The organism is Nocardia sp. NPDC050630 (assembly GCF_044457245.1).
In the GTDB taxonomy this organism is placed as follows: domain Bacteria; phylum Actinomycetota; class Actinomycetes; order Mycobacteriales; family Mycobacteriaceae; genus Nocardia.
On the sequence record NZ_JBITGN010000014.1, the window covers coordinates 144,951 to 164,894 of the forward strand.

The window sequence follows — 19,944 nt, forward strand, 5'->3', positions numbered from 1 at the left end:
ACCAGCGTTGCAAATTACGCAATGCATGGGCGGCATGGTACGGCGGACATGATTCCGCGGGAAGGAGCGACATGGCGATCGATGAGAAAGCCGTTGCCGCACTGGCGGATCGGATGCTCGGGCCCGAGCACAAGGGTCTGCCGCCCGCCGCATGGGGCCGTACGGTTCGCGACTTCCTGGACACCGCGCCATACCTCGACGAGTTCGAAACGCCGGTATTGACGGTCGACCAGGCGGCTGTCGCGGCGAATGTCGCGGTAATGGCGGATTGGGCGGTGGCCGCGGGTGTGCGCTTGGCTCCGCATGGGAAGACCACCATGGCCCCGCAACTGTGGGCGCAGCAATTGGCGGCCGGGAGCTGGGGGATCACCTTCGCCACCGTGTGGCAGGTGCAGGTGGCCCGATCGTTCGGGGTCGGCCGGATCGTGCTGGCCAACTCGCTGGTCGATCCGGTCGGATTGCGCTGGGTCGCCGCGGAATCGGCGCGGGACCCGGAGTTCGAATTCTACTGCTGGGTCGACAGTGTCGAGACCGTCGAGCTGATGGAGCGGCAGCTGACCGGTGATGCGCGCATCCGGGTGATTGTCGAACTCGGTGGGCCGCAAGGACGTACGGGGGCGCGCACGGTTGAGCAGGCGCATGCCATCGCCGAGGCGGTCGGCCGAGCTGATCGGCTGAGCCTGGCCGGAGTCGGCGGGTACGAAGGTGCGCTCGCCCACGACCGCACCCCGGACGGGATCAGCACCGTGCGGCGCTATCTGGATGACATCGCCCGTCTCCACCGCGAACTCGCCGCGGCGGGAAGCTATCCGGAGGATGCGATCGTCACCGCGGGCGGCAGCGCCTTCCCGGATCTGGTCGTCGAATGTCTGGCCGGACTCGCCGAAGAGCAAGACGTCACGACCACAGTGGTATTGCGCTCCGGTGCCTACATCATTCACGACGACGGCTTCTACGCGGGCATCTCGCCGCTGGCCGCGCCGCGCAGCGAACGACCGCTGCGCTCGGCGATGCACGGGTGGGCGCGGACCGTATCGCGGCCCGAGGCGGAACTCGCGCTGCTGGATGCCGGTAAGCGCGATCTGCCATTCGATGAGGGGCTTCCGGTCCCGCAATTCATTGCGGGACCGGAAGATTCGTTGAATCCGGCGGCATATGTGAGTGCGCTCAATGACCAGCATACGTTCCTGCGGCTGCCGGGCGGTGCGGCCGGTGACCTGCCGGTGGGCAGTGTGGTGCGGCTCGGCCTGTCGCATCCGTGCACGGCATTCGACAAGTGGCGGCTGATCCCGGTGATCGATAATGCCGATGCGGAACGTCCGCGCGTCGTCGACCTCGTGCACACCTTCTTCTGACGAGCGGTCATGACGGACTTAGTGTTTCGCGATATCGACGTCATCGACGGTACGGGTGCGCCACGCTTCCGCGCCGATGTCGGCATCGAACGGGGACGGATCAGCACGATCGCCGACCCGCGAACGATCACCGAGGCGGCCAGGTTCATCGATGCACCTGATTCGGTGCTCGCCCCGGGCTTCATCGATATGCACGCGCATTCCGATCTGCATCTGCTCACCGACCCCGGCCATTTTCCGAAGATCAGCCAGGGCGTCACGACCGAGGTCATCGGCCAGGATGGGCTCTCGTATGCCCCGATCGATGACGTCGCCCTGGCGGTGTTGCGGCGTCAGATCGCCGGGTGGAATGGCAATCCCAGCGATCTGGACTTCTCCTGGCGCACAGTTGCGCAGTACCTGGACCGGCTCGATCAGGGCATAACGCCGAACGCCGCCTATCTCGTACCGCAAGGCACGCTGCGGCTACTGGTTGTCGGTAGCGAACAGCGGCCTGCCACGGTGGCCGAAATCCGGCGAATGCGGGACTTGCTCGCGCAGGGGCTGCGTGAGGGCGCGGTCGGTATGTCGAGCGGGCTCACCTACACGCCCGGAATGTATGCGGACACCGGCGAATTGGCGGCACTGTGCGAGATCGTCGCCGAATACGGCGGGTTCTATGCGCCGCATACGCGCTCGTACGGCAAAGGCGCGTTGGCGGCGTACGCCGAGATGATCGGATTGGCGCGCAGCACCGGCTGCGCACTGCATCTGACCCACGCGACGATGAACTTCGGCGTGAACCGCGGGCGCGCACCGGAATTCCTGGCTTTGATCGATGCGGCCAGGGCCGAGGGGTGCGATATCACCCTGGATACATATCCGTATCTGCCTGGCTCCACGACATTGTCGGCGCTGCTGCCGAGTTGGGCGATGTCAGGTGGTCCGGACGCGGCGTTGGCCCGTATCGACGATCCCGAGATGCGTGCGCGCATCACGTTGGACGTGAATGTGAATGGCTCCGACGGCTGTCACGGCGTGACGGTCGAGTGGGAGACCATTCAGATCAGCGGTGTCGCGAATGCCGAGCTGGGGGAGTACGTCGGCAAGAGCGTCGCGGAAATCGCGGCCGATACCGATCGCGAACCGGTCGCGGTGTTCTTCGACCTGCTGAGTCGAGACCAATTGGCCACGACCATCCTGCAGCACGTCGGGCACGAGGAGAATGTGCGCGCGATCATGGTGCATCCGGTGCATATGGGCGGCAGCGACGCACTACTCGTCGGCGAGCGGCCGCATCCGCGCGCCTGGGGCACCTTCCCGCGCTATCTGGGCCATTACGTCCGCGAACTCGGCGTGCTCGGACTCGAGGAGTGTGTGCACCACCTCGCCGGTCGGCCCGCCGAGCGGCTGCGGTTGAGCGACCGCGGACACGTATTCACCGGGTACGCGGCAGATCTCGTGTTGTTCGACCCATCGACGATCACCGACACCGCGACCTTCGACAATCCGAAGCAGCAAGCGCGCGGAATTCAGCATGTGCTGGTCAACGGCGAGTTCGCCATCGAAGACGGCGCGCCTACCGGCAAGCTCGCCGGGCGTGCGCTGCGCATGGATGCCGTGCGGAAGGAGACATATTGAACGCCACGAGCGCCCTGGAGATCATGCGCGCCGACCGCGTGCTGAGTGTGGTGCGTGCGCCGGAGATTCCGGATCCGCTGGCACTGGCGAATGCGTTGGCGCGCTCCGGGATTCGGACGTTGGAGCTCACCTTCACAACGCCGGGCGTGCTCGATTACCTGCGTATCGCCACGACGGCTCTCGATGCGATCGTCGGTATCGGAACCGTACTGCATGCCGATCAGGCCGAGGCCGCGATCGATAATGGCGCACGGTTTCTCGTCACGCCCGGTGTGCGCGCGGAGGTCGCGGCCGTCGCGGTCGAGCGCGACATCCCGGTCGTCATGGGCGCTTTCACACCCACCGAGGTACTCACCGCACTAGACCTCGGCGCCGCCGCGGTGAAGATCTTCCCCGCCCGGGCGCTCGGTCCCGGCTATTTGAAAGACCTGCGCGGTCCCTTCCCCGATGTGGCGCTCATACCTTCCGGGGGCGTCAATGCGGGCAATGCCGCCGAATTCCTCGCCAACGGAGCCGTGGCCGTGACCGCGGGTACCGATGTCGTGGCCCCATCCGACGTCGCCGCGGGCCGATGGTCCGAAATCGCCTCGCGCGCGGCGTCATTCGTTCGATCCATGAATTGAGAGGTACCCATATGGGCGCCACTGTCGACTGGCTGCGCACCACCACACCCGGATTGTTGGTGTTGTGCGGACTCGCGATCGCCGTACTGCTGTTCGCCATTATCAAGGTCAAGCTGGAGCCGTTCATCGCGCTGCTGCTCACCGGACTCGGGCTGGCGCTGGTCGCCGGACTACCGGTGTCGAAGATCGTCGGTACGGCGATCAAGTCCGGTGATTCGCTGCTGGAGACCGGTTTCGGCGGCATTCTCGGGCATATCGCCGTCATCATCGGTCTCGGTACGGTGCTCGGGGCGATCCTCGAACGTTCCGGTGGCGCGGACGTTTTGACCGGCAAGCTGCTCGGCATCTTCGGTGAGAAGGGCGCACCGGTCGCGATGGGGCTGCTGGGACTCATCTTCGGCATCCCGGTCTTCTTCGATATCGGTATCTTCGTGCTCGCACCGCTGATCTATGTGGCCGCCAAGCGCGGTGGCCGATCGCTGGTGCTGTATGCCATGCCGATGTTGGCGGGTCTGTCCATGACCCATGCTTTCCTGCCGCCGCATCCGGGGCCCGTCGCGCTCGGTGGTCTGCTCGGTGTGAGCCTGGGGTGGCTGATCATCATGGGATTCATCTGCGGCATACCGGGTTTCATTGCCGCGGGCATTGTATGGGGCACCTACATCGGTAAGCGGGTGCAGGTCGAGGTGCCCGCCGAATTCCTGGTGCGGCCCGAGGCCGAGCCTGCGGCCAAGCGTGAAGGTCCGGGCACGGCAACGGATCCGGAGTCGGTACGCACCGAGACACGCCCGCCCGCAGTCGGCCTCATCGGCGGAATTATCGCCATTCCACTGGTACTCATTCTCGGTGCGACCTTCGGCAGCCAATGGCTGGACAAGGATTCGAAACTGCTGCAGGTGCTCACCTTCCTCGGCACACCGGCGGTCGCGCTGCTGATCGCGGTGCTCGTCGCCTTCTATCTGCTCGGTGTGCGGCGCGGGTCCAGCGTGCAAGAACTGAGTACCCTCACCGCGGAATCGCTGAAGCCGGTCGGCATGCTTTTGCTGGTGGTCGGTGCGGGTGCGTTCTTCGGAAAGGTCATCTCCGCCACCGGGATCGGCACCGCACTCGCGGACACCATGTCGGCCGCCGGGCTGCCGGTGATCGTGCTGGCGTACATCATCAGCTGCGGTCTGCGTATCGCCCAGGGCTCCGCGACCGTCGCCATCGTGACCACCGGCGGCATTGTCGCGCCGCTCGTCATCGGGCACGGCTACTCGCAGATGGCCATCGCACTCATCGCCATGGCCATCGCGGCCGGTTCGATCATCCTCAGCCACGTGAACGACGGTGGCTTCTGGATCATTTCGAAGTACTTCAACCTGACAGTGAAGCAGACACTGCAGACGTGGACGGTGCTCGAAACCGTGCTGTCGGTGGTGAGTTTCGCGGTTGCGGCGGTGTTGTTCGCGATTGTCAGCTGAGGCCGGGGCCGCCCGGCATCGGATCGGATCCCGGTGCCGGGCTGTTCACTGCGAAGTTGTGCAAGGCGGCGGCGCAGCGGTCGGCTTGGGCTCGAAGGGCGGCGACGAGTTCGGGTGGTCCGCTGAGCAGTGTGAAGTCGATATCTACCGAGGTGATCATCCAGACCAGTGCCTCCGGCGTATCCGCGCCGACGTGCAGTTGACAGCTGTGGTCGTCGACGGCTTCGATGACGCCCATTCCGGGCCAGACATACGCCGCCGCGTCCTCGGCGGACTTGTGCAGCAAGGCGATTGCTTGATGCGGCCATGCCCGGGCGGATAGCCGTAACGAAAGGTGGTCCGCGACATCGCCTTCCGGGAGCTCACGCGGAGTGAAACGCGGGCCGGTGGGTGTTCGTGGCGAGATGCGATCGGCGCGGAAGGTGCGCCAGTCATCGCGATCGACATCCCAGGCAACGAGGTACCAGCGCCTGCTGAAGTGCACCAGGCTGTGCGGCTCCACCGTGCGCCGGGTGGTTGCGCCGCTGTGCGCGCGATAGTCGAAGCGGAGGCGCTCGTGCCGTTGACAGGCCTCCGCGACGGCCATCAAGGCGTCCGGTTCGACTGTCGCATCCGGTGTCCCGACCCGGACCGTCGCGCCGCGCAGCGTGCGGACCCGGTGGCGCAATCGCGGCGGGAGCACCTGCTCGAGTTTGGTGAGCGCGCGCAGCGATGCCTCCCCGATACCGGCGACGGTGCCGCCGGAGGCGCTGCGCAGGCCGACCGCCACCGCGACGGCCTCCTCGTCATCGAGCAGCAGCGGCGGCAGCGCGGCCCCAGCGCCGAGCCGATAGCCCGCGGTGCCCTGTGTGGCATGCACCGGGTAGCCGAGTTCACGCAGCCGATCCACATCGCGGCGGACCGTGCGGCCGGTGACACCGAGTCGTTCGGCGAGTTCGGCCCCGGTCCAGTCGCGGTGGGTCTGCAGCAGGGCGAGCAATTTGAGCAGGCGCGCCGAAGTCTCCAACACGACATCCAGCATGTCAGATGCTTAGGAACGATCCTGTCCTAAGGGCGGCATAGCGTTGTTTTCATGAGCACCGAACAGGACATCCGCGCCTTCCGCATCGAGATCCCGCAGGACCGGATCGATGATCTGCACGCCAGGCTGGCGAATACCTTGTGGCCGGATGAAATCCCGGGCGGCGGTTGGGATAAGGGCGCATCGATCTCGTATATGAAGGACCTCGCCGAATACTGGCGCTCCGAATACGACTGGCGCGCAGTGGAAGCGCGACTGAACCAGCTGCCGCAGTTCGTCACCGATATCGACGGGCAGCAGATGCATTTTCTGCACGTCCGTTCACCCGAACCCGATGCCGTGCCGTTGGTATTGAGCCACGGCTGGCCCGGCTCCTTCATCGAATTCCTCGATGTGATCGGACCGTTGAGCGATCCGCGAGCGTACGGCGGTAATCCGGCCGATGCGTTCCATCTGGTCATCCCATCGTTGCCCGGATTCGCCTTCTCGGAGCCGGGGCCGAAGGTCGGGGACGGTTCGACAGAGCAGTTCGCGCAGGTGGTGGCGAAGTTGATGGCCCGGCTCGGCTACGACCGGTATGGAGCGCAGGGCGGCGACGCGGGCTTCTTCGTCTCGACCGAATTGGGGCGGATCGCCACCGACCATATGGTCGGCATCCATGTCAACGGGCCGATCACGCTGCCCTCCTGGAGTGCGGACGGAACGGAGCCGGACTACAGCGCAGAGGATCGGGCGAAGCTGGACAAACTCACCGGGAGCGCGAGCTACACCCGGTACGGCTATGCGATGGTGCAGGCGGGGCGTCCGCAAACCCTGGCCATCGGCATGCACGATTCGCCCGCTGGATTGCTGGCCTGGATCGTGGATCTGTTTCAGCGCTGGACCAATCCCGCGCTCGAATTGCCCGATGAAGCGGTGGATCGCGATGCGCTGCTGACCAATGTCAGCCTCTATTGGTTCACCAGAACCTTCGTCTCCTCGATTCGGCTCTACGGGGAGGGGGATTCGTGGGGGATGCCCGCGCGGAATTCCGGTGTGCCGACCGCCGCAGCGGTATTCGCCGGTGACAACTCCATCCGAGTGCTCGCCGAGCGGCAGCACAACATCGTGCGATGGACCGAATACGATCGGGGCGGGCACTTCGCGGCAATGGAGGCACCGGATCTGCTCACCAGCGACGTGCGCGCGTTCTTCCGCTCGCTGCGCTGAGGGGCCCACCGTTGTGGCGGCAGCGCAGACACTGCGCCGCGCGCAAATGGGTGTGGGCTCAGGGAGCGCGCGGGCCTCGGTAGCGCTCGGCCATCGCGAAGGCTGTCGCCGCGACCCGGTCGCGGAATTCGGGCGGGTCCAGGACCTCGCAGAATTGGCCGAGCGGCAGGATCGCACCCGCTAGAACCTCGTAGGACTCCGATGGAATGATTACTTCGACCCAGCCGTCGGCGTCCGGTTCGGAGGTCGATGCCATTGCCTCCGCGACCGCGGCGGGTTCGATCATCAATCGGAGTATCGGCAATTGGGCGGCTGCGACCCGGCAGCGAGCCCGCACTCGCAGCATTGATCGGGCGAAATCATCGGCGGATTCCGACCAATGCTCGGCGAGGTTGAAATCCATTGGCCGCGTGAAGGATTCGCCAGACGGTGCGGCCGAGGCGATCCGGCTGACGCGATAGGAGCGGATGGCCGATCCGTCACGTGCGACGAGATACCAAGTTCCGGCCTTCAATACGAGTCCGAGCGGATCCAGGCGGCGTTCGACGGTGCGATCCTTGCGCTGATAACGGATATCCAGTCGCCTGTCGTGCCACACCGCATCGGCAACCGTTGCCAGCGTTGGTGTTTCGTCGGGCCGGCGGAACCAGCCGGGTGCGTCCACATGGACGCGTTCCGCGATTCGTGTTGCCCGGCCGCGCAATTCGGGTGGCAGGGCGGCGAGCACCTTGAGCTGCGCGGTCGCCAGCACCGTGCCGAGGCCGAGATCGGCGGCGGCCGCGGGTTGTCCGGCGAGCAGTACCGCATCGGCTTCCTCGGTGGTCAGACCGGTCAAACGAGTGCGGTACCCGTCGACCAGCCGCACACCGCCGGTCCGGCCCGGTTCGCTGTAGATCGGTACGCCTGCCGCCGACAGCGCCTCGATATCGCGATACACGGTGCGCACCGACACTTCCAACTCGCGCGCCAGCTCCGGTCCCGTAGTCCGGCCGCGTGTCTGGAGCAGCAATAACAGCTGCACCAGTCGACTCGCTCGCATGATTCGAGATTAGCCGTAAAACTTGACAGAAGATGTCAAGTTTTGCTCGTACCGTCGACCGCATGACCACATGGAGCCAGTTCATCGAAGAAGCCCCACACATCGCCACTGTGTTCACTCGGCGGCACCAGGCCACCGGCAACCTCTGTATGCTCGCGACCCTGCGCTCCGACGGTTTCCCACGCATCAGCCCCATCGAACCGCGAATTTTCGAAGGGATGCTGGTGATCGCAGGCATGCCGAACACCACCAAATTCAAGGACCTCGCCCGCGACCCGCGCTTCTGCCTGCACACCGCAACCGTCGACACCCAAGTCGGCGACGGTGACGCGAAGCTCTTCGGCACCGCCATCGACCTCCCGGACAAGGACGTGCACGCGCGCTTCGCCCGACAACTGTTCGACGAAACCGGATTCGACATCCGTGACCAGGAGTTCGACCACTTCTACACCGCGGACCTGACCGGCGCCTCCACCGTCGAGGTCACCGACGATCACCTGGACATCACCATCTGGAAGCCGGGCCAAGGCGAGCGCGTAGTGCGCAAGCACTGATCGTGGTCGGTATTCGAGTCGCTGTACTTGGGCCACGCCACCGCGGTGCGAGCGATGGCTATCTCCGCAGGAACTCGTCTTCTGCTGGATAGTCGAAGAACTGGCGGAAGTATGGATCGTCGTCGGCGGGGAGTATTGCCGAGGCATCGCCTGATCGGGCCGCAGACATCAGCCAGTCGAGTTGTGCGGCAACCGTTGTCGCGTAGTCGCCGACCGGTTGATAGCCGAGGGCCATGGCTGCCGAGGTGTCGAGGATGACGGGATGAGCAGCGTCCCATGGTGTGCGGCCCAATGGTTGGTCATCCAGCAGAACCTCGGTCCAGTCGTGCTCGAGGTGGCGGGCCACTGTGCGGGAAATTTCGAGCGCGCTGGGGGTATCCGGATCTGCGATATTGAGGATTCGAGTGCCGGGGTTGTGAGCAACGGTCTCGACCAACGCCGCGAGGTTGGCCGCGGCAGTGGTGTGGACGATGCCACTGCCTCGGCGGCGCAGCAGTACCGATCGGCGGCGGTCGAGGATTCGTTTCACGAAGACCCATTCGCGTGGGCGACGGTTGCCGACACCGTGGACTCGCGAAGGTCTCAACACGGTGATCGTGTGGCCGCTGTCGAGCGAGACCTGTTCTGCGGCAACCTTGCTCGCGCCATATCCAGCGCGCGAGTTGTAGTCGATATTGCTGGGTGACATTGTCGCTGCGGATTCGGGTATCGGGCCATCGAATCGAGGCTCGATATCCGAATTCGAGTGGTTGCCAGCGGCATCGACATAAACCGCTTTGCTGGACAGCAGTACTGTCGAACCTGCTTCCGCGGCTAGCTCCACCAGTGCTCGAGCGTGGTCGGCGGTATAGCAGACACAGTCGACGAGGAGATCCGCACCGGCGGCCAACTCCCGACGTAAGTCCGCTCGGTCTGCGGCGACGAAACGTACACCGGCCGTGTGAAGTTCGGCGGGCAGGCGGCTGCGCCCGGTCACTCGCACCTGCCAGCCGGCAGCCGCCAAGCGCAGTGCGATTGCGCGTCCGATCACACCGGACCCGCCCACGATCAGTGCATGAGGCACCAAGCGAGCCTAGTGCACCTGTCGGATGTGAATCCGGCCATCAATTGGCTGAGGCGAGATCGTCCCTGCGCCGCCGCAGAAAGATCTGTTCGGCGGTGTTGTCCGTATGGGTGATGGCGGCATCGTAGGCGCAAAGAGCCTCTGCTGTGCGGCCGAGTCGGCGTAGGAGGTCGGCGCGGATCGCGTGGTACAGGTGGTGATTCGGTAGGTCGATTTCGGAGAGCAGTGTGAGTGCCGCAGCAGGACCTTCTACCTCGCCGACTGCCACCGCGCGGTTCAGTGCCACCATCGGACTCGGTGCTATGGAGGCCAATTGGTCGTAGAGTTGCAGGATCTGTTGCCAATCTGTGGATTCCGACTCGGGGGCGTCGGCGTGTACGGCGTTGATTGCGGCTTGGATCTGGTAGGGCCCTGGCTGGTTGCGGCGCAAACATTCTCGGACGATGGCATGGCCCTCGGCGATGAGGGCGTGGTCCCAACGGTGACGGTCTTGCTCGGGCAGCGGCACGAGCGACCCGTCCGGCGTGGTGCGGGCGGCTCGGCGCGATTCGGTGAGCAGCATCAGTGCGAGCAGTCCGTGTGCCTCGGGTTCGTCGGGCATCAACTCGACGAGTAAGCGCCCCAACCGGATTGCTTCGGCACACAGATCGGTCCGAATCAGCCGATCGCCGGAGGTGGCGGTGTGGCCCTCGGTGAAGATGAGGTAGATGACGGCCAGGACGGCGTGCAAGCGGGCGGGCAGGTCGGCGTCGCTGGGGATTCGGTACGGGATGCGCGCATCGCGGATCTTGCCTTTGGCGCGGACGAGTCGTTGCGCCATGGTCGATTCGGAAGTCAGGAAGGCATGGGCGATTTCGGGTGTGGTGAGACCGCCGAGGAGTCGCAAGGTAAGTGCCACTCGGGCATTCAGTGATAGTGCCGGATGACAGCAGGTGAAGATCAGTCGGAGGCGGTCGTCCTGGACGGCGCTCATATCGTCGGTTTCGTTGTCTGCGTGTAGGAGTGCGGCCTCGGCATGGCGGTCGTCGCGAGATGCCTCGCGTCGCAGGCGATCGATGGCTCGGTTGCGCGCGGTGGTGATGATCCAGCCGGGCGGGCTCGGCGGGAGCCCGTCGGTCGGCCAGCGTTGTACGGCGGCGGTGAACGCATCCTGCACCGCGTCCTCGGCAATGGTGATATCGCCGAAGACGCGGATCAGGCTGGCGACCGCGCGGCCGTAATGTGCGCTGAATACGGCCGCGATCGCGGCATCGGTGACCATCTCAGTGATCGGCCACCGGCCGGACCTCGATCGGCAGCGTGAGCACGGCGGCCATCCGCTTGCCCCAGTCGAGCGCCTCGTCCAGATCGGCCGCCTGAATGACGGTGAATCCGCCTATGTGCTCCTTACTTTCGACATACGGCCCGTCGGTGACGAGCACATCGTTGCCCTTGGCGTGCAGCACGGTGGCGGTGCTCGGCGCATGCAGGCCCGCGGCGAAAACCCAAGCGCCCGCGGCACGGATCTCGTCGTTCAGCGCGTTCAGATCGCGCATGATCTCGTCGAGATTGTCCGGCGGCGGCGTGTCGGCGGGTTGATAGATGCTGAGCAGATACTGCTTCACGACTCCTCCTCATCCCCGCTGGTAGGTGGCGATCACCACGCCGGTGGGGGTGGTGACGCTATCGGCGAGTCGCAGTTCGCCGAGGTCCGCGCCCGCGAACAGTCGCCGCCCGCCACCGACCACGATCGGATGGATCAGCAATAGATACTCGTCGACCAGATCATTGCGCATCAACGTTTGCAGCAGATCGCCGCTGCCGAGCACCACGAGATCCTGACGCAGTTCGCCTACCGCGGCGACAACGTCGCCATCGAGCAGCGTGGAGTTCTGCCACGGCAGCGGTGCGGTCCAGGTCCGGGACGCGACGAACTTCTCGGTCTTGTTCAGCACCTCGGTGTACGGATTGTCGGTTTGATGCGGCCAGAAGCCGTAGAAGTCCTCGTAGGTCCGTCGTCCGAGCAGCAGGGCACCGTGGTGGGTCGCCATATGTTCGGCCATCACCCTGGCCTGCACGGCATCGTCATGGCGATGCGCCCAGCCGCCGTGGCGGAAACCGTCCCTGTTGTCCTCATCGGCCCGGCCGGGGGACTGCATGACGCCGTCCAGGGTCAGGTGCTCAACCGCGATGATCTTGCTCATGGGGAGTCCTTTCTGTGGGCCGGTCGGCTACCGGCTTCACCACCTACACGAACGGCCATCCGGCGAATCGACATCACGGACCGAAATTTCTTCGGCTCGGTTATTTCGGCGCCCGCCGAAATAACCCGGCACGATCATGGTGTGGTGCAAACCCGAGGAGCCGAACTGGCCGGACTGGCCACCCTGCTGGCCGACCGAACCCGCGCCGATATGTGCCTGGCCCTGGTCGATGGTCGCGCGTGGACGGCGGGTGAGCTGGCCCGCCATGCCGGTGTGGCCCCATCCACCGCGACCGAGCACCTGAACCGGCTGTTCGATGGCGGTCTGCTCATCGAACGCCGTCAAGGCAGGCATCGTTATGTGCAGTTGGCGAGCCCGCAGGTCGCCGAGCTACTGGAGACCATGGTCGCCCACCTGGAACCGGTTCGCCCGGAACCAACGACGCTGCGCGCGTCCACCGCGGCGGCGGCGCTGGCTCGGGGCCGGACCTGCTACGACCACCTCGCGGGCCGACTCGGCGTCGCGATCACCGCCGCCATGACCGAACGCGAACTACTCCATGACGACAGCGGCTTCGCCCTCACCGAGCCGGGTCTGGCATGGCTGACGGGCCCGATGGGCATCGACGCGAACACGCTGCGGACTCGCCGCCCGATCGCCCGCCCCTGCCTCGACTGGACCGAACGCCGCACCCACCTCGGCGGTGCTGCCGGAGCACAGTTGTGCCGCCGGTTGCGGGCTCTGGATTGGATGCGGCGCGTCGGCTCCGGTCGCGCTGTCCGCCTCACTCCGAAGGGCGAAACGGGCCTGCAGGAGGCACTCGGCATCGATCCCGCAACGGTTGCCTGAACACCTCGCCCTCGGCCTCGGGGCCAATTCGGGTTGTACGCTGCGACCGGACGATCGTCGGGGGCCGCCGAGGTCGCGGTGAGCACCGGTCCGATGGGCAGTCGGGTCCCCACCACGGCGCGTGGCGGTTGCCAAGTCTCATCGACCCGATTGAACTCGGTCCTTGCCGGGTATCACCGCTCAGGCGGTAAATGAACCTGGTGACCGGGCGGGGCCAGCGATGTAGGACCCCATTCATGAATGGGCTTGCATAATCGTGCATAATCATCACATGGTTGATTCGTCGAGTAACCCAGTGTTGCGGGTTGCTGTGGCCGGTGCCAGTGGATACGCCGGCGGTGAGGTGCTGCGTCTATTGCTCGGTCATCCGGCCTACCGCGATGGGCGCCTGGTCATCGGCGCGCTGACCGCTGGTTCGAATGCGGGCAGCACGCTGGGGGAGCTGCAGCCGCATCTGCTGCCGCTGGCCGATCGCGTGCTCGCGCCCACCACGTTCGACGAGCTGGCCGGCCACGACATCGTCTTCCTCGGCCTGCCGCACGGGCAGTCCGCCGCTATCGCGGAGCAGTTGCCGGAGTCGACCGTGATCATCGACTGCGGCGCCGACTTCCGGCTGACCGACGCGGCGGCCTGGGAGAAGTACTACGGCACCACCCACGCGGGCAGCTGGCCCTACGGCCTACCGGAACTGCCGGGCGGGCGCGAGCGGCTGCGCGGCGCGCACCGGATCGCCGTTCCCGGTTGCTATCCCACGGTCGCCAGCCTCGCGCTGGCACCGGCGATCGCGGCCGAAATCATCGAACCGAAGGTGAATGTTGTCGCGGTGAGCGGCACTTCGGGTGCGGGCCGCAAACTCGATATCGGCCTGCTGGGGTCCGAGGTGATGGGTTCGGTGCGGGCCTACGGCATCGCGGGCGCGCACCGGCACACCCCGGAGATCGCGCAGAACCTGCGGGCCGCCGGTGGTAGCGAGGTCGCCGTATCGTTCACCCCGGTGCTGGCGCCGATGCCGCGCGGCATCCTCGCGACCTGCACGGCGGTGACCCGAGTCGATGCCGAACAGGCTCGCGCGGTCTATGAAAAGGCTTACGACGATGAACCATTCGTGCAGCTGCTGCCGGAAGGCACACTGCCGCAGACGGGTTCAGTGCTCGGTTCCAATGTCGTCACCCTCCAGGTCGCGGTCGATACCGACGCCGGATTGCTCGTGGTGATCGGCGCGATCGACAATCTGACCAAGGGCACCGCGGGCGCCGCGGTCCAATCCATGAATCTGGCCGTCGGATTCGACGAGACCGCAGGACTTTCCACCGTAGGAGTGGCACCGTGACGACTATCGAAACTCCGGCAGGCAAGCTGGTCCGGAGCCAGGGCGTGACCGCACCGCTCGGCTTCCGGGCGGCGGGCATCGCCGCGGGCATCAAGTCCAGCGGAAAACCCGATCTCGCACTGGTATTCAACGAGGGGCCGGAATACGCGGCCGCGGGCGTATTCACCCGCAACCAGGTGAAGGCCGCACCGGTGCTGTGGTCGCAGCAGGTGCTCACCGGCGGCCGGTTGCGCGCGGTGATCCTGAATTCCGGTGGGGCCAATGCCTGTACCGGTCCGGGCGGATTCCAGGACACCCACCAGACCGCCGAGGAATTGGCCAAGGCGCTGAGTAATTGGGGCACCGAAACCGGGGCGGGCGAAATCGCGGTGTGTTCAACGGGTCTGATCGGCGACCGGCTGCCGATGGATAAGGTGATCCCGGCCGTCACCGAGATCGTGCACGAAATGGGCGGCGGGCTATCCGGTGGACTCGATGCGGCACACGCGATCATGACCACCGACACCGTGCCCAAGGAAGCCGCCTTCCATCACCGCGACAAGTGGAATGTCGGCGGCATGGCCAAGGGGGCTGGCATGCTCGCACCATCGCTGGCGACCATGCTGGTGGTGCTCACCACCGATGCCGCCGCGAGTGCCGAACAGCTGGATAGCGCGCTGCGCAAAGCGACTCGGCTCACCTTCGACCGGCTCGATATCGACGGCTCCTGCTCCACCAATGACACCGTGCTGCTGCTCGCCAATGCGGCGAGCGAAGTCACGCCGTCACAGCAGGACCTCGATGCCGCGGTGCTCGCGGTCTGCGACGATCTGGCCGCCCAATTGATGGCCGACGCCGAGGGGGTGACCAAGCGGGTGCGGATCACCGTCGCCGGTGCGGTCTCCGAGGACGAGGCGCTGATCGCGGCGCGCGCCGTCGCCCGCGACAGTCTGGTCAAGACCGCGCTCTTCGGTTCCGACCCGAACTGGGGCCGGGTGCTCGCCGCCGTCGGCATCGCCCCGATCACCCTGGATCCCAACCGGATCTCGGTGTCGTTCAATGGAAATCCGGTCTGCGTGGACAGTGTCGGCGCGCCGGGGGCGCGTGAGGTCGACCTGTCCGGCGCCGATATCGAGGTGCGGATCGAACTGAATGTCGGCGATGGCACCGCCACCGTGCGTACCACCGACCTGTCGCACGGCTATGTCGAAGAGAATTCGGCCTACAGCTCATGACGAGCGATGCGGTGCAGGAACTTTCGGCGTTGGACAAGGCGCACGTCCTCGCCGACGCTTTGCCGTGGCTGCAGAAGTTCCGCGATAAAATCGTAGTCGTCAAATACGGCGGCAATGCGATGATCGATGCGGACCTGAAACAGGCCTTCGCCGCCGATATGGCGTTCCTGCGCACCGTCGGCGTGCAACCGGTGGTGGTGCACGGCGGCGGACCGCAGATCAGCGCGATGCTGAAAAAGCTTGGGCTACAAGGCGAATTCCGCGGCGGCTTCCGCGTCACCACACCCGAGGTAATGGACGTGGTGCGGATGGTGCTGTTCGGTCAGGTCGGCCGGGAACTGGTCGGGCTGATCAATGCGCACGGCCCGTACGCGGTCGGCCTCTCCGGTGAAGACGCGCGCCTGTTCACCGCGACCCGCCGCACCGTCGATGTCGACGGCGAGGCGACCGATATCGGGCTGGTCGGCGATGTCACCGAGGTCAATGCCGACGCGGTGCTCGACCTGATCGCCGCGGGACGCATTCCGGTTGTCTCCACCATCGCCCCGGACGTCGACGGCGTGGTGCACAACATCAACGCCGATACCGCCGCGGCCGCACTCGCCGAGGGGATCGGCGCGGAAAAGCTGGTGATCCTGACCGACGTCGAGGGCCTGTACACCAACTGGCCGGACCGCTCGTCGCTCACCTCGCACATCGACGCGGCCGAACTGGCCGAGTTGCTCCCGCGACTGGATGCGGGCATGGTGCCCAAGATGGAAGCCTGCCTGCGCGCCGTGCAGGGCGGGGTGCCGACCGCGCATGTCATCGACGGTCGGGTCCCGCATTCGGTGCTGTTGGAACTGTTCACCGGAGAAGGAATCGGAACGATGGTGACGCCCGCCCCGCTGCCGACGAGCGCGGCGGACACACTGAACGGAACGAAAATATGAGTGACACAGCAGAGCTGCAACAGCGGTGGTCCGCCGCGTTGATGAAGAACTACGGCACCCCCAAGGTCGCGCTGGTGCGCGGTGCGGGTGCGGTGGTCTACGACGCGGACGGCAAACGCTACGTCGACTTTCTCGGCGGTATCGCGGTCAACAGCCTCGGCCACGCACATCCGGCGATTCTGGAAGCCGTAACCCAGCAGCTCGGCACGCTGGGCCACACCTCGAATATCTACGCCAACGAACCGGTCATCGAACTGGCCGAACGGTTGCTCGCGCACTTCGGTGACGGTGAATTCGGGGACGGCCACGGTCGCGCCTTCTTCTGCAACTCCGGCACCGAGGCCAATGAGGCGGCGTTCAAAATGGCGCGGCTGACCGGCCGGCCCAAGATCATCGCGACCGATGAGGCCTTCCACGGCCGGACCATGGGCGCGCTCGCGCTCACCGGGCAGCCGTCCAAGCGGACGCCGTTCGAGCCGATGCCCGCCGGTGTCGTCCATGTGCCCTATGGCGATGTGGCGGCGCTAGAGGCGGTCGTCGACGAGGACACCGCGGCGGTATTCCTCGAACCGATCATGGGGGAAAGCGGTGTTGTCGTGCCGCCCATCGACTATCTGGTCAAGGCACGGGAGATCACCGCGCGTCATGGTGCGCTGCTGGTGCTCGACGAGGTGCAGACCGGTATCGGCCGCTGCGGAAAGTTCTACGCGCATCAGGCATTCGGCATCGTGCCGGATGTGATCACCCTGGCCAAGGGGCTCGGCGGCGGGCTGCCGATCGGTGCGGTGCTGGCCACCGGACCGGCCGCCGATCTGCTGACGCCGGGTCTGCACGGCACTACCTTCGGCGGCAACGCGGTATGTGCCGCAGCGGCTTTGGCGGTACTGCGGACCATCGATGAGACCGATCTGCTCGCCCATGTCGAATCCGTCGGCAAGCGGCTCAGCGATGGCATCGAGCTGCTCGAGCACCCGCTCATCGATCACGTGCGCGGTGCGGGTCTGCTGCTCGGTATCGTGCTGACCGACGATATCTCGGCCGATGTCGAGAACCGGGCGCGCGAAGCGGGCTATCTGGTGAATGCGCCCAAGCCCAATATCATCAGGCTCGCGCCGCCGCTGGTGCTCACCGAGACCCAGTCCGACAATTTCGTCGACGATCTGCCCGAGATTCTGGACGGTGCGATCGCGGACGCCAAGGGGGGCAAATGAGTACGGCATCGCGGAGCGATTCGATGAGCGGTGGCGGCCGGGAGACGAGCGTGCCGATCCGGCATTTTCTGCGCGATGATGATGTCACGCCTGCCGAGCAGGCCGAAATCCTCGCGCTCGCAGCGGAATTGAAGAAGAATCCGTTCGCGCACCGGCCGTTGGACGGCCCGCGCGGGGTGGGCGTGATCTTCGAGAAGAACTCCACCCGTACGCGATTCTCCTTCGAAATGGGTATCGCTCAGCTCGGCGGGCATGCGGTGGTGGTCGATGGTCGCGACACCCAGCTCGGACGCGAGGAGACGCTCGGGGATACCGGCAAGGTGCTTTCGCGCTATGTCGATGCGATCGTGTGGCGCACCTTCGAACAGCTGCGTCTGGACGAAATGGCGGCTACCGCAACGGTTCCGGTCATCAATGCCTTGTCCGATGAGTTCCACCCGTGCCAGGTTCTCGCCGATCTGCAGACGCTGGTCGAGCGCAAGGGCAGCCTGGTCGGGCGCAACCTCACCTACTTCGGTGACGGTGCGAACAATATGTCGCACTCGCTGCTGCTCGGTGGTGTGACCGCCGGCCTGAACGTAACCATTGCCGCGCCAACGGGTTTCGAGCCCCTGCCGTGGATTCTGGAGGCCGCGCGCAAGCGAGCCGCCGAGACCGGAGCGACCATCACCCTCACCGGCGATCCGGTTGCCGCCGCGGCTGGTGCCGATGCTCTGGTGACAGATACCTGGACTTCCATGGGGCAGGAGAACGACGGCCTCGACCGCGTCGGCCCGTTCCGTCCGTTCCAGCTCAACGACGATCTGCTTGCCAAGGCGCAGCCGGATGCGGTTGTGCTGCACTGTCTTCCGGCGCACCGCGGGGAGGAGATCACCGACGAGGTGCTCGACGGTCCGCATAGTGTGGTGTGGGACGAGGCGGAGAATCGGCTGCACGCGCAGAAGGCGTTGCTGGTGTGGTTGCTGGCCAAGCGAGGTGAAGCGCAGTGAGTGAGTGCGGCGAGCGATCCGGTGCCGCGGCGGCGATGCGTACCGACGCGGTGGCTCGGCGTGGCCACATCAGCTTGCGATCGGCGTTCTCGCGGCTCGGTGCGAGACCCGGTAGCGAGGCTCGGCCATGACAGTCCAATCCGACGCGGGTAAGTCCGCTCCCGCTATCGCTCGTACTCGCGCCGGTCGCCAGTCCCGCATCATCGAACTGTTGACGGCGCACGCGGTCCGCAGCCAAACCGAACTCGCCGCACTGCTCGCCGCCGAAGGTATCGAAACCACCCAGGCCACCCTGTCGCGCGACCTCGATGAACTCGGGGCCGTGAAATTGCGTGCCGCCGACGGCGGTGCGGGTGTCTACGTGGTGCCCGAAGACGGCAGCCCCGTCCGCGGCGTCACCGGCGGGACCGATCGCCTCTCCAAGCTCCTCGGTGATCTCTTGGTCTCCACCGACGCCAGTGGCAATATCGCCGTCCTGCGCACCCCACCCGGCGCGGCCCACTACTTGGCCAGCGCCCTCGATCGCGCCGCCCTGCCGTTCATCGTCGGCACCATCGCGGGCGACGACACCATCGCGGTAATAGCCCGCGAACCCCTCACCGGTGCCGAACTAGCCGCCAAAATCGAGGAACTCGCCTGAGCCTCGACTCCCGGGTCGCTCGGCGTCAGTGAACGGCGATTCGGGCGCAGATCCGATGGCTACCTCGCATATGACTCAGAGCTTGTCGCCGATCGAGCCGCCGGGCGGTACTTCGGTCACATGCGAGGGATCGAATCACTTTCGGCTGAGCATGATTGCGCGGCTTCCGTCGAAAGCGTGGAGTGATCTGTGCCGCGGCCGCATTTCGGCAACACGCTCCACAAGGTGTGCTGCCGCCATTGCCGCCCCCGTTACTTACGCCCGGCCCGCTAACGCCGTTGCCTCCGCCTGGCGACGTGACCGGCACGAATGTTGGGACACCCGTCTCCGGTGTGCCCGATCCGTTCGACTCGCCGCTGCTACCGCCAGTGTTCCCGGTGTCCGATCCGGGGGTAAGCGCGCACTGGGTATGCGATGCCGTTGAGGTTGGTGTCTCAGCCGAAGGGGTATTGGCCGCCGCTGTGGGGGCTGCCCGGAGTACCGACATTGATGATGTCTTGGACGAGGTCGACCAGGGCGCGGCCGATATCGAGGACGTCGTTGCCAAGGGTGCTGAAATCTCCTGCTATGAGGTGCAGCAGCATGGGATCCGTCCTTTGCCCGCTCCGAAAGTTGCCGGATAAAGCGTGACATAGGTGCCAGGGGGTGC

At 65.7% G+C, this 19,944-nt stretch carries 20 protein-coding genes; 13 read left to right on the forward strand and 7 right to left on the reverse strand.

Annotated features, from left to right (window positions below):
* The first annotated feature begins 71 nt into the window (after nucleotides 1-71).
* The 4 genes from ACIBG0_RS29765 to ACIBG0_RS29780 are packed head-to-tail and all read left to right on the forward strand — an operon-like array spanning nucleotide 72 to nucleotide 5,061.
* The gene (locus ACIBG0_RS29765) at nucleotides 72-1,355 is read left to right on the forward strand and encodes an amino acid deaminase (RefSeq protein WP_397036846.1); all 1,284 of its coding nucleotides are present in this window, start codon (nucleotides 72-74) and stop codon (nucleotides 1,353-1,355) included.
* A gap of 9 nt (nucleotides 1,356-1,364) precedes the next feature.
* Entirely contained in the window at nucleotides 1,365-2,975 is a 1,611-nt protein-coding gene (locus ACIBG0_RS29770) for an amidohydrolase family protein (protein WP_397036848.1), read from the forward strand.
* Nucleotides 2,976-2,998: 23 nt separating this feature from the next.
* Entirely contained in the window at nucleotides 2,999-3,598 is a 600-nt protein-coding gene (locus tag ACIBG0_RS29775; protein WP_397036951.1) for a bifunctional 4-hydroxy-2-oxoglutarate aldolase/2-dehydro-3-deoxy-phosphogluconate aldolase, read from the forward strand.
* An 11-nt stretch (nucleotides 3,599-3,609) separates the two neighbouring features.
* The gene (locus ACIBG0_RS29780; RefSeq protein WP_397036849.1) at nucleotides 3,610-5,061 is read left to right on the forward strand and encodes a GntP family permease; all 1,452 of its coding nucleotides are present in this window, start codon (nucleotides 3,610-3,612) and stop codon (nucleotides 5,059-5,061) included.
* Here ACIBG0_RS29780 and ACIBG0_RS29785 read toward each other — a convergent pair.
* Entirely contained in the window at nucleotides 5,054-6,070 is a 1,017-nt protein-coding gene (locus tag ACIBG0_RS29785) for a helix-turn-helix transcriptional regulator (protein ID WP_397036953.1), read from the reverse strand. The two genes, ACIBG0_RS29780 and ACIBG0_RS29785, sit on opposite strands and share 8 nt — an antisense overlap.
* Before the next feature lie 63 nt (nucleotides 6,071-6,133).
* On the opposite strand from ACIBG0_RS29785, the gene ACIBG0_RS29790 reads away from it, so the two are divergent.
* Nucleotides 6,134-7,291 carry an epoxide hydrolase family protein gene (locus ACIBG0_RS29790; RefSeq protein WP_397036851.1) on the forward strand — a complete coding sequence of 386 codons (1,158 nt, stop codon included), beginning with the start codon at nucleotides 6,134-6,136 and terminating at the stop codon, nucleotides 7,289-7,291.
* Nucleotides 7,292-7,349: 58 nt separating this feature from the next.
* Here ACIBG0_RS29790 and ACIBG0_RS29795 read toward each other — a convergent pair whose 3' ends face one another.
* Nucleotides 7,350-8,330, reverse strand: a complete 981-nt coding sequence (locus tag ACIBG0_RS29795; RefSeq protein ID WP_397036853.1) for a helix-turn-helix transcriptional regulator — start codon at nucleotides 8,328-8,330, stop codon at nucleotides 7,350-7,352.
* Between the two features lie 62 nt (nucleotides 8,331-8,392).
* Between ACIBG0_RS29795 and ACIBG0_RS29800 the strand changes: the two genes are divergently transcribed.
* Nucleotides 8,393-8,884 (forward strand): pyridoxamine 5'-phosphate oxidase family protein, encoded by a 492-nt coding sequence (locus tag ACIBG0_RS29800; RefSeq protein WP_397036854.1) that lies wholly within the window; start codon nucleotides 8,393-8,395, stop codon nucleotides 8,882-8,884.
* A 58-nt stretch (nucleotides 8,885-8,942) separates the two neighbouring features.
* On the opposite strand, the gene ACIBG0_RS29805 is transcribed toward ACIBG0_RS29800, so the two are convergent.
* The 4 genes from ACIBG0_RS29805 to ACIBG0_RS29820 are packed head-to-tail and all read right to left on the reverse strand — an operon-like array spanning nucleotide 8,943 to nucleotide 12,130.
* Nucleotides 8,943-9,947 (reverse strand): NAD-dependent epimerase/dehydratase family protein, encoded by a 1,005-nt coding sequence (locus tag ACIBG0_RS29805; RefSeq protein ID WP_397036856.1) that lies wholly within the window; start codon nucleotides 9,945-9,947, stop codon nucleotides 8,943-8,945.
* 40 nt (nucleotides 9,948-9,987) lie between these two features.
* A complete protein-coding gene (locus ACIBG0_RS29810; protein ID WP_397036857.1) occupies nucleotides 9,988-11,208 on the reverse strand; it encodes an RNA polymerase sigma factor in 1,221 nt (406 codons plus the stop codon).
* A 1-nt stretch (nucleotide 11,209) separates the two neighbouring features.
* Nucleotides 11,210-11,551: a YciI family protein gene (locus ACIBG0_RS29815; protein WP_397036859.1), complete on the reverse strand. Its 342-nt coding sequence runs from the start codon at nucleotides 11,549-11,551 to the stop codon at nucleotides 11,210-11,212.
* Between the two features lie 9 nt (nucleotides 11,552-11,560).
* Nucleotides 11,561-12,130: a dihydrofolate reductase family protein gene (locus tag ACIBG0_RS29820; RefSeq protein ID WP_397036861.1), complete on the reverse strand. Its 570-nt coding sequence runs from the start codon at nucleotides 12,128-12,130 to the stop codon at nucleotides 11,561-11,563.
* Between the two features lie 141 nt (nucleotides 12,131-12,271).
* Here ACIBG0_RS29820 and ACIBG0_RS29825 point away from each other — a divergent pair, with 141 nt between their 5' ends.
* The 7 genes from ACIBG0_RS29825 (at nucleotide 12,272) to ACIBG0_RS29855 (ending at nucleotide 19,295) form a co-directional block, all read left to right on the forward strand.
* A complete protein-coding gene (locus tag ACIBG0_RS29825; protein WP_397036864.1) occupies nucleotides 12,272-12,979 on the forward strand; it encodes an ArsR/SmtB family transcription factor in 708 nt (235 codons plus the stop codon).
* A gap of 271 nt (nucleotides 12,980-13,250) precedes the next feature.
* Nucleotides 13,251-14,309 (forward strand): N-acetyl-gamma-glutamyl-phosphate reductase, encoded by a 1,059-nt coding sequence (gene argC / locus ACIBG0_RS29830; RefSeq protein ID WP_397036865.1) that lies wholly within the window; start codon nucleotides 13,251-13,253, stop codon nucleotides 14,307-14,309.
* Nucleotides 14,306-15,523 carry a bifunctional glutamate N-acetyltransferase/amino-acid acetyltransferase ArgJ gene (gene argJ, locus ACIBG0_RS29835; protein ID WP_397036867.1) on the forward strand — a complete coding sequence of 406 codons (1,218 nt, stop codon included), beginning with the start codon at nucleotides 14,306-14,308 and terminating at the stop codon, nucleotides 15,521-15,523. The genes argC and argJ overlap by 4 nt, the downstream gene beginning before the upstream one ends.
* Nucleotides 15,520-16,455, forward strand: coding sequence for an acetylglutamate kinase (gene argB, locus ACIBG0_RS29840; protein ID WP_397036869.1), 936 nt, complete (start codon nucleotides 15,520-15,522; stop codon nucleotides 16,453-16,455). The genes argJ and argB overlap by 4 nt, the downstream gene beginning before the upstream one ends.
* Complete coding sequence (locus ACIBG0_RS29845) at nucleotides 16,452-17,666, forward strand: acetylornithine transaminase (protein WP_397036871.1); 1,215 nt, start codon at nucleotides 16,452-16,454, stop codon at nucleotides 17,664-17,666. Before argB ends, ACIBG0_RS29845 begins: the two co-directional genes overlap by 4 nt.
* The gene (gene argF, locus ACIBG0_RS29850) at nucleotides 17,663-18,655 is read left to right on the forward strand and encodes an ornithine carbamoyltransferase (RefSeq protein WP_397036873.1); all 993 of its coding nucleotides are present in this window, start codon (nucleotides 17,663-17,665) and stop codon (nucleotides 18,653-18,655) included. Before ACIBG0_RS29845 ends, argF begins: the two co-directional genes overlap by 4 nt.
* A 127-nt stretch (nucleotides 18,656-18,782) precedes the next feature.
* On the forward strand, nucleotides 18,783-19,295 hold the full coding sequence (locus tag ACIBG0_RS29855) for an arginine repressor (protein ID WP_397036875.1): 513 nt from the start codon (nucleotides 18,783-18,785) through the stop codon (nucleotides 19,293-19,295).
* Nucleotides 19,296-19,729: 434 nt separating this feature from the next.
* Here ACIBG0_RS29855 and ACIBG0_RS29860 read toward each other — a convergent pair whose 3' ends face one another.
* Nucleotides 19,730-19,879 carry a hypothetical protein gene (locus ACIBG0_RS29860; RefSeq protein ID WP_397036877.1) on the reverse strand — a complete coding sequence of 50 codons (150 nt, stop codon included), beginning with the start codon at nucleotides 19,877-19,879 and terminating at the stop codon, nucleotides 19,730-19,732.
* Nucleotides 19,880-19,944 lie beyond the last annotated feature (65 nt).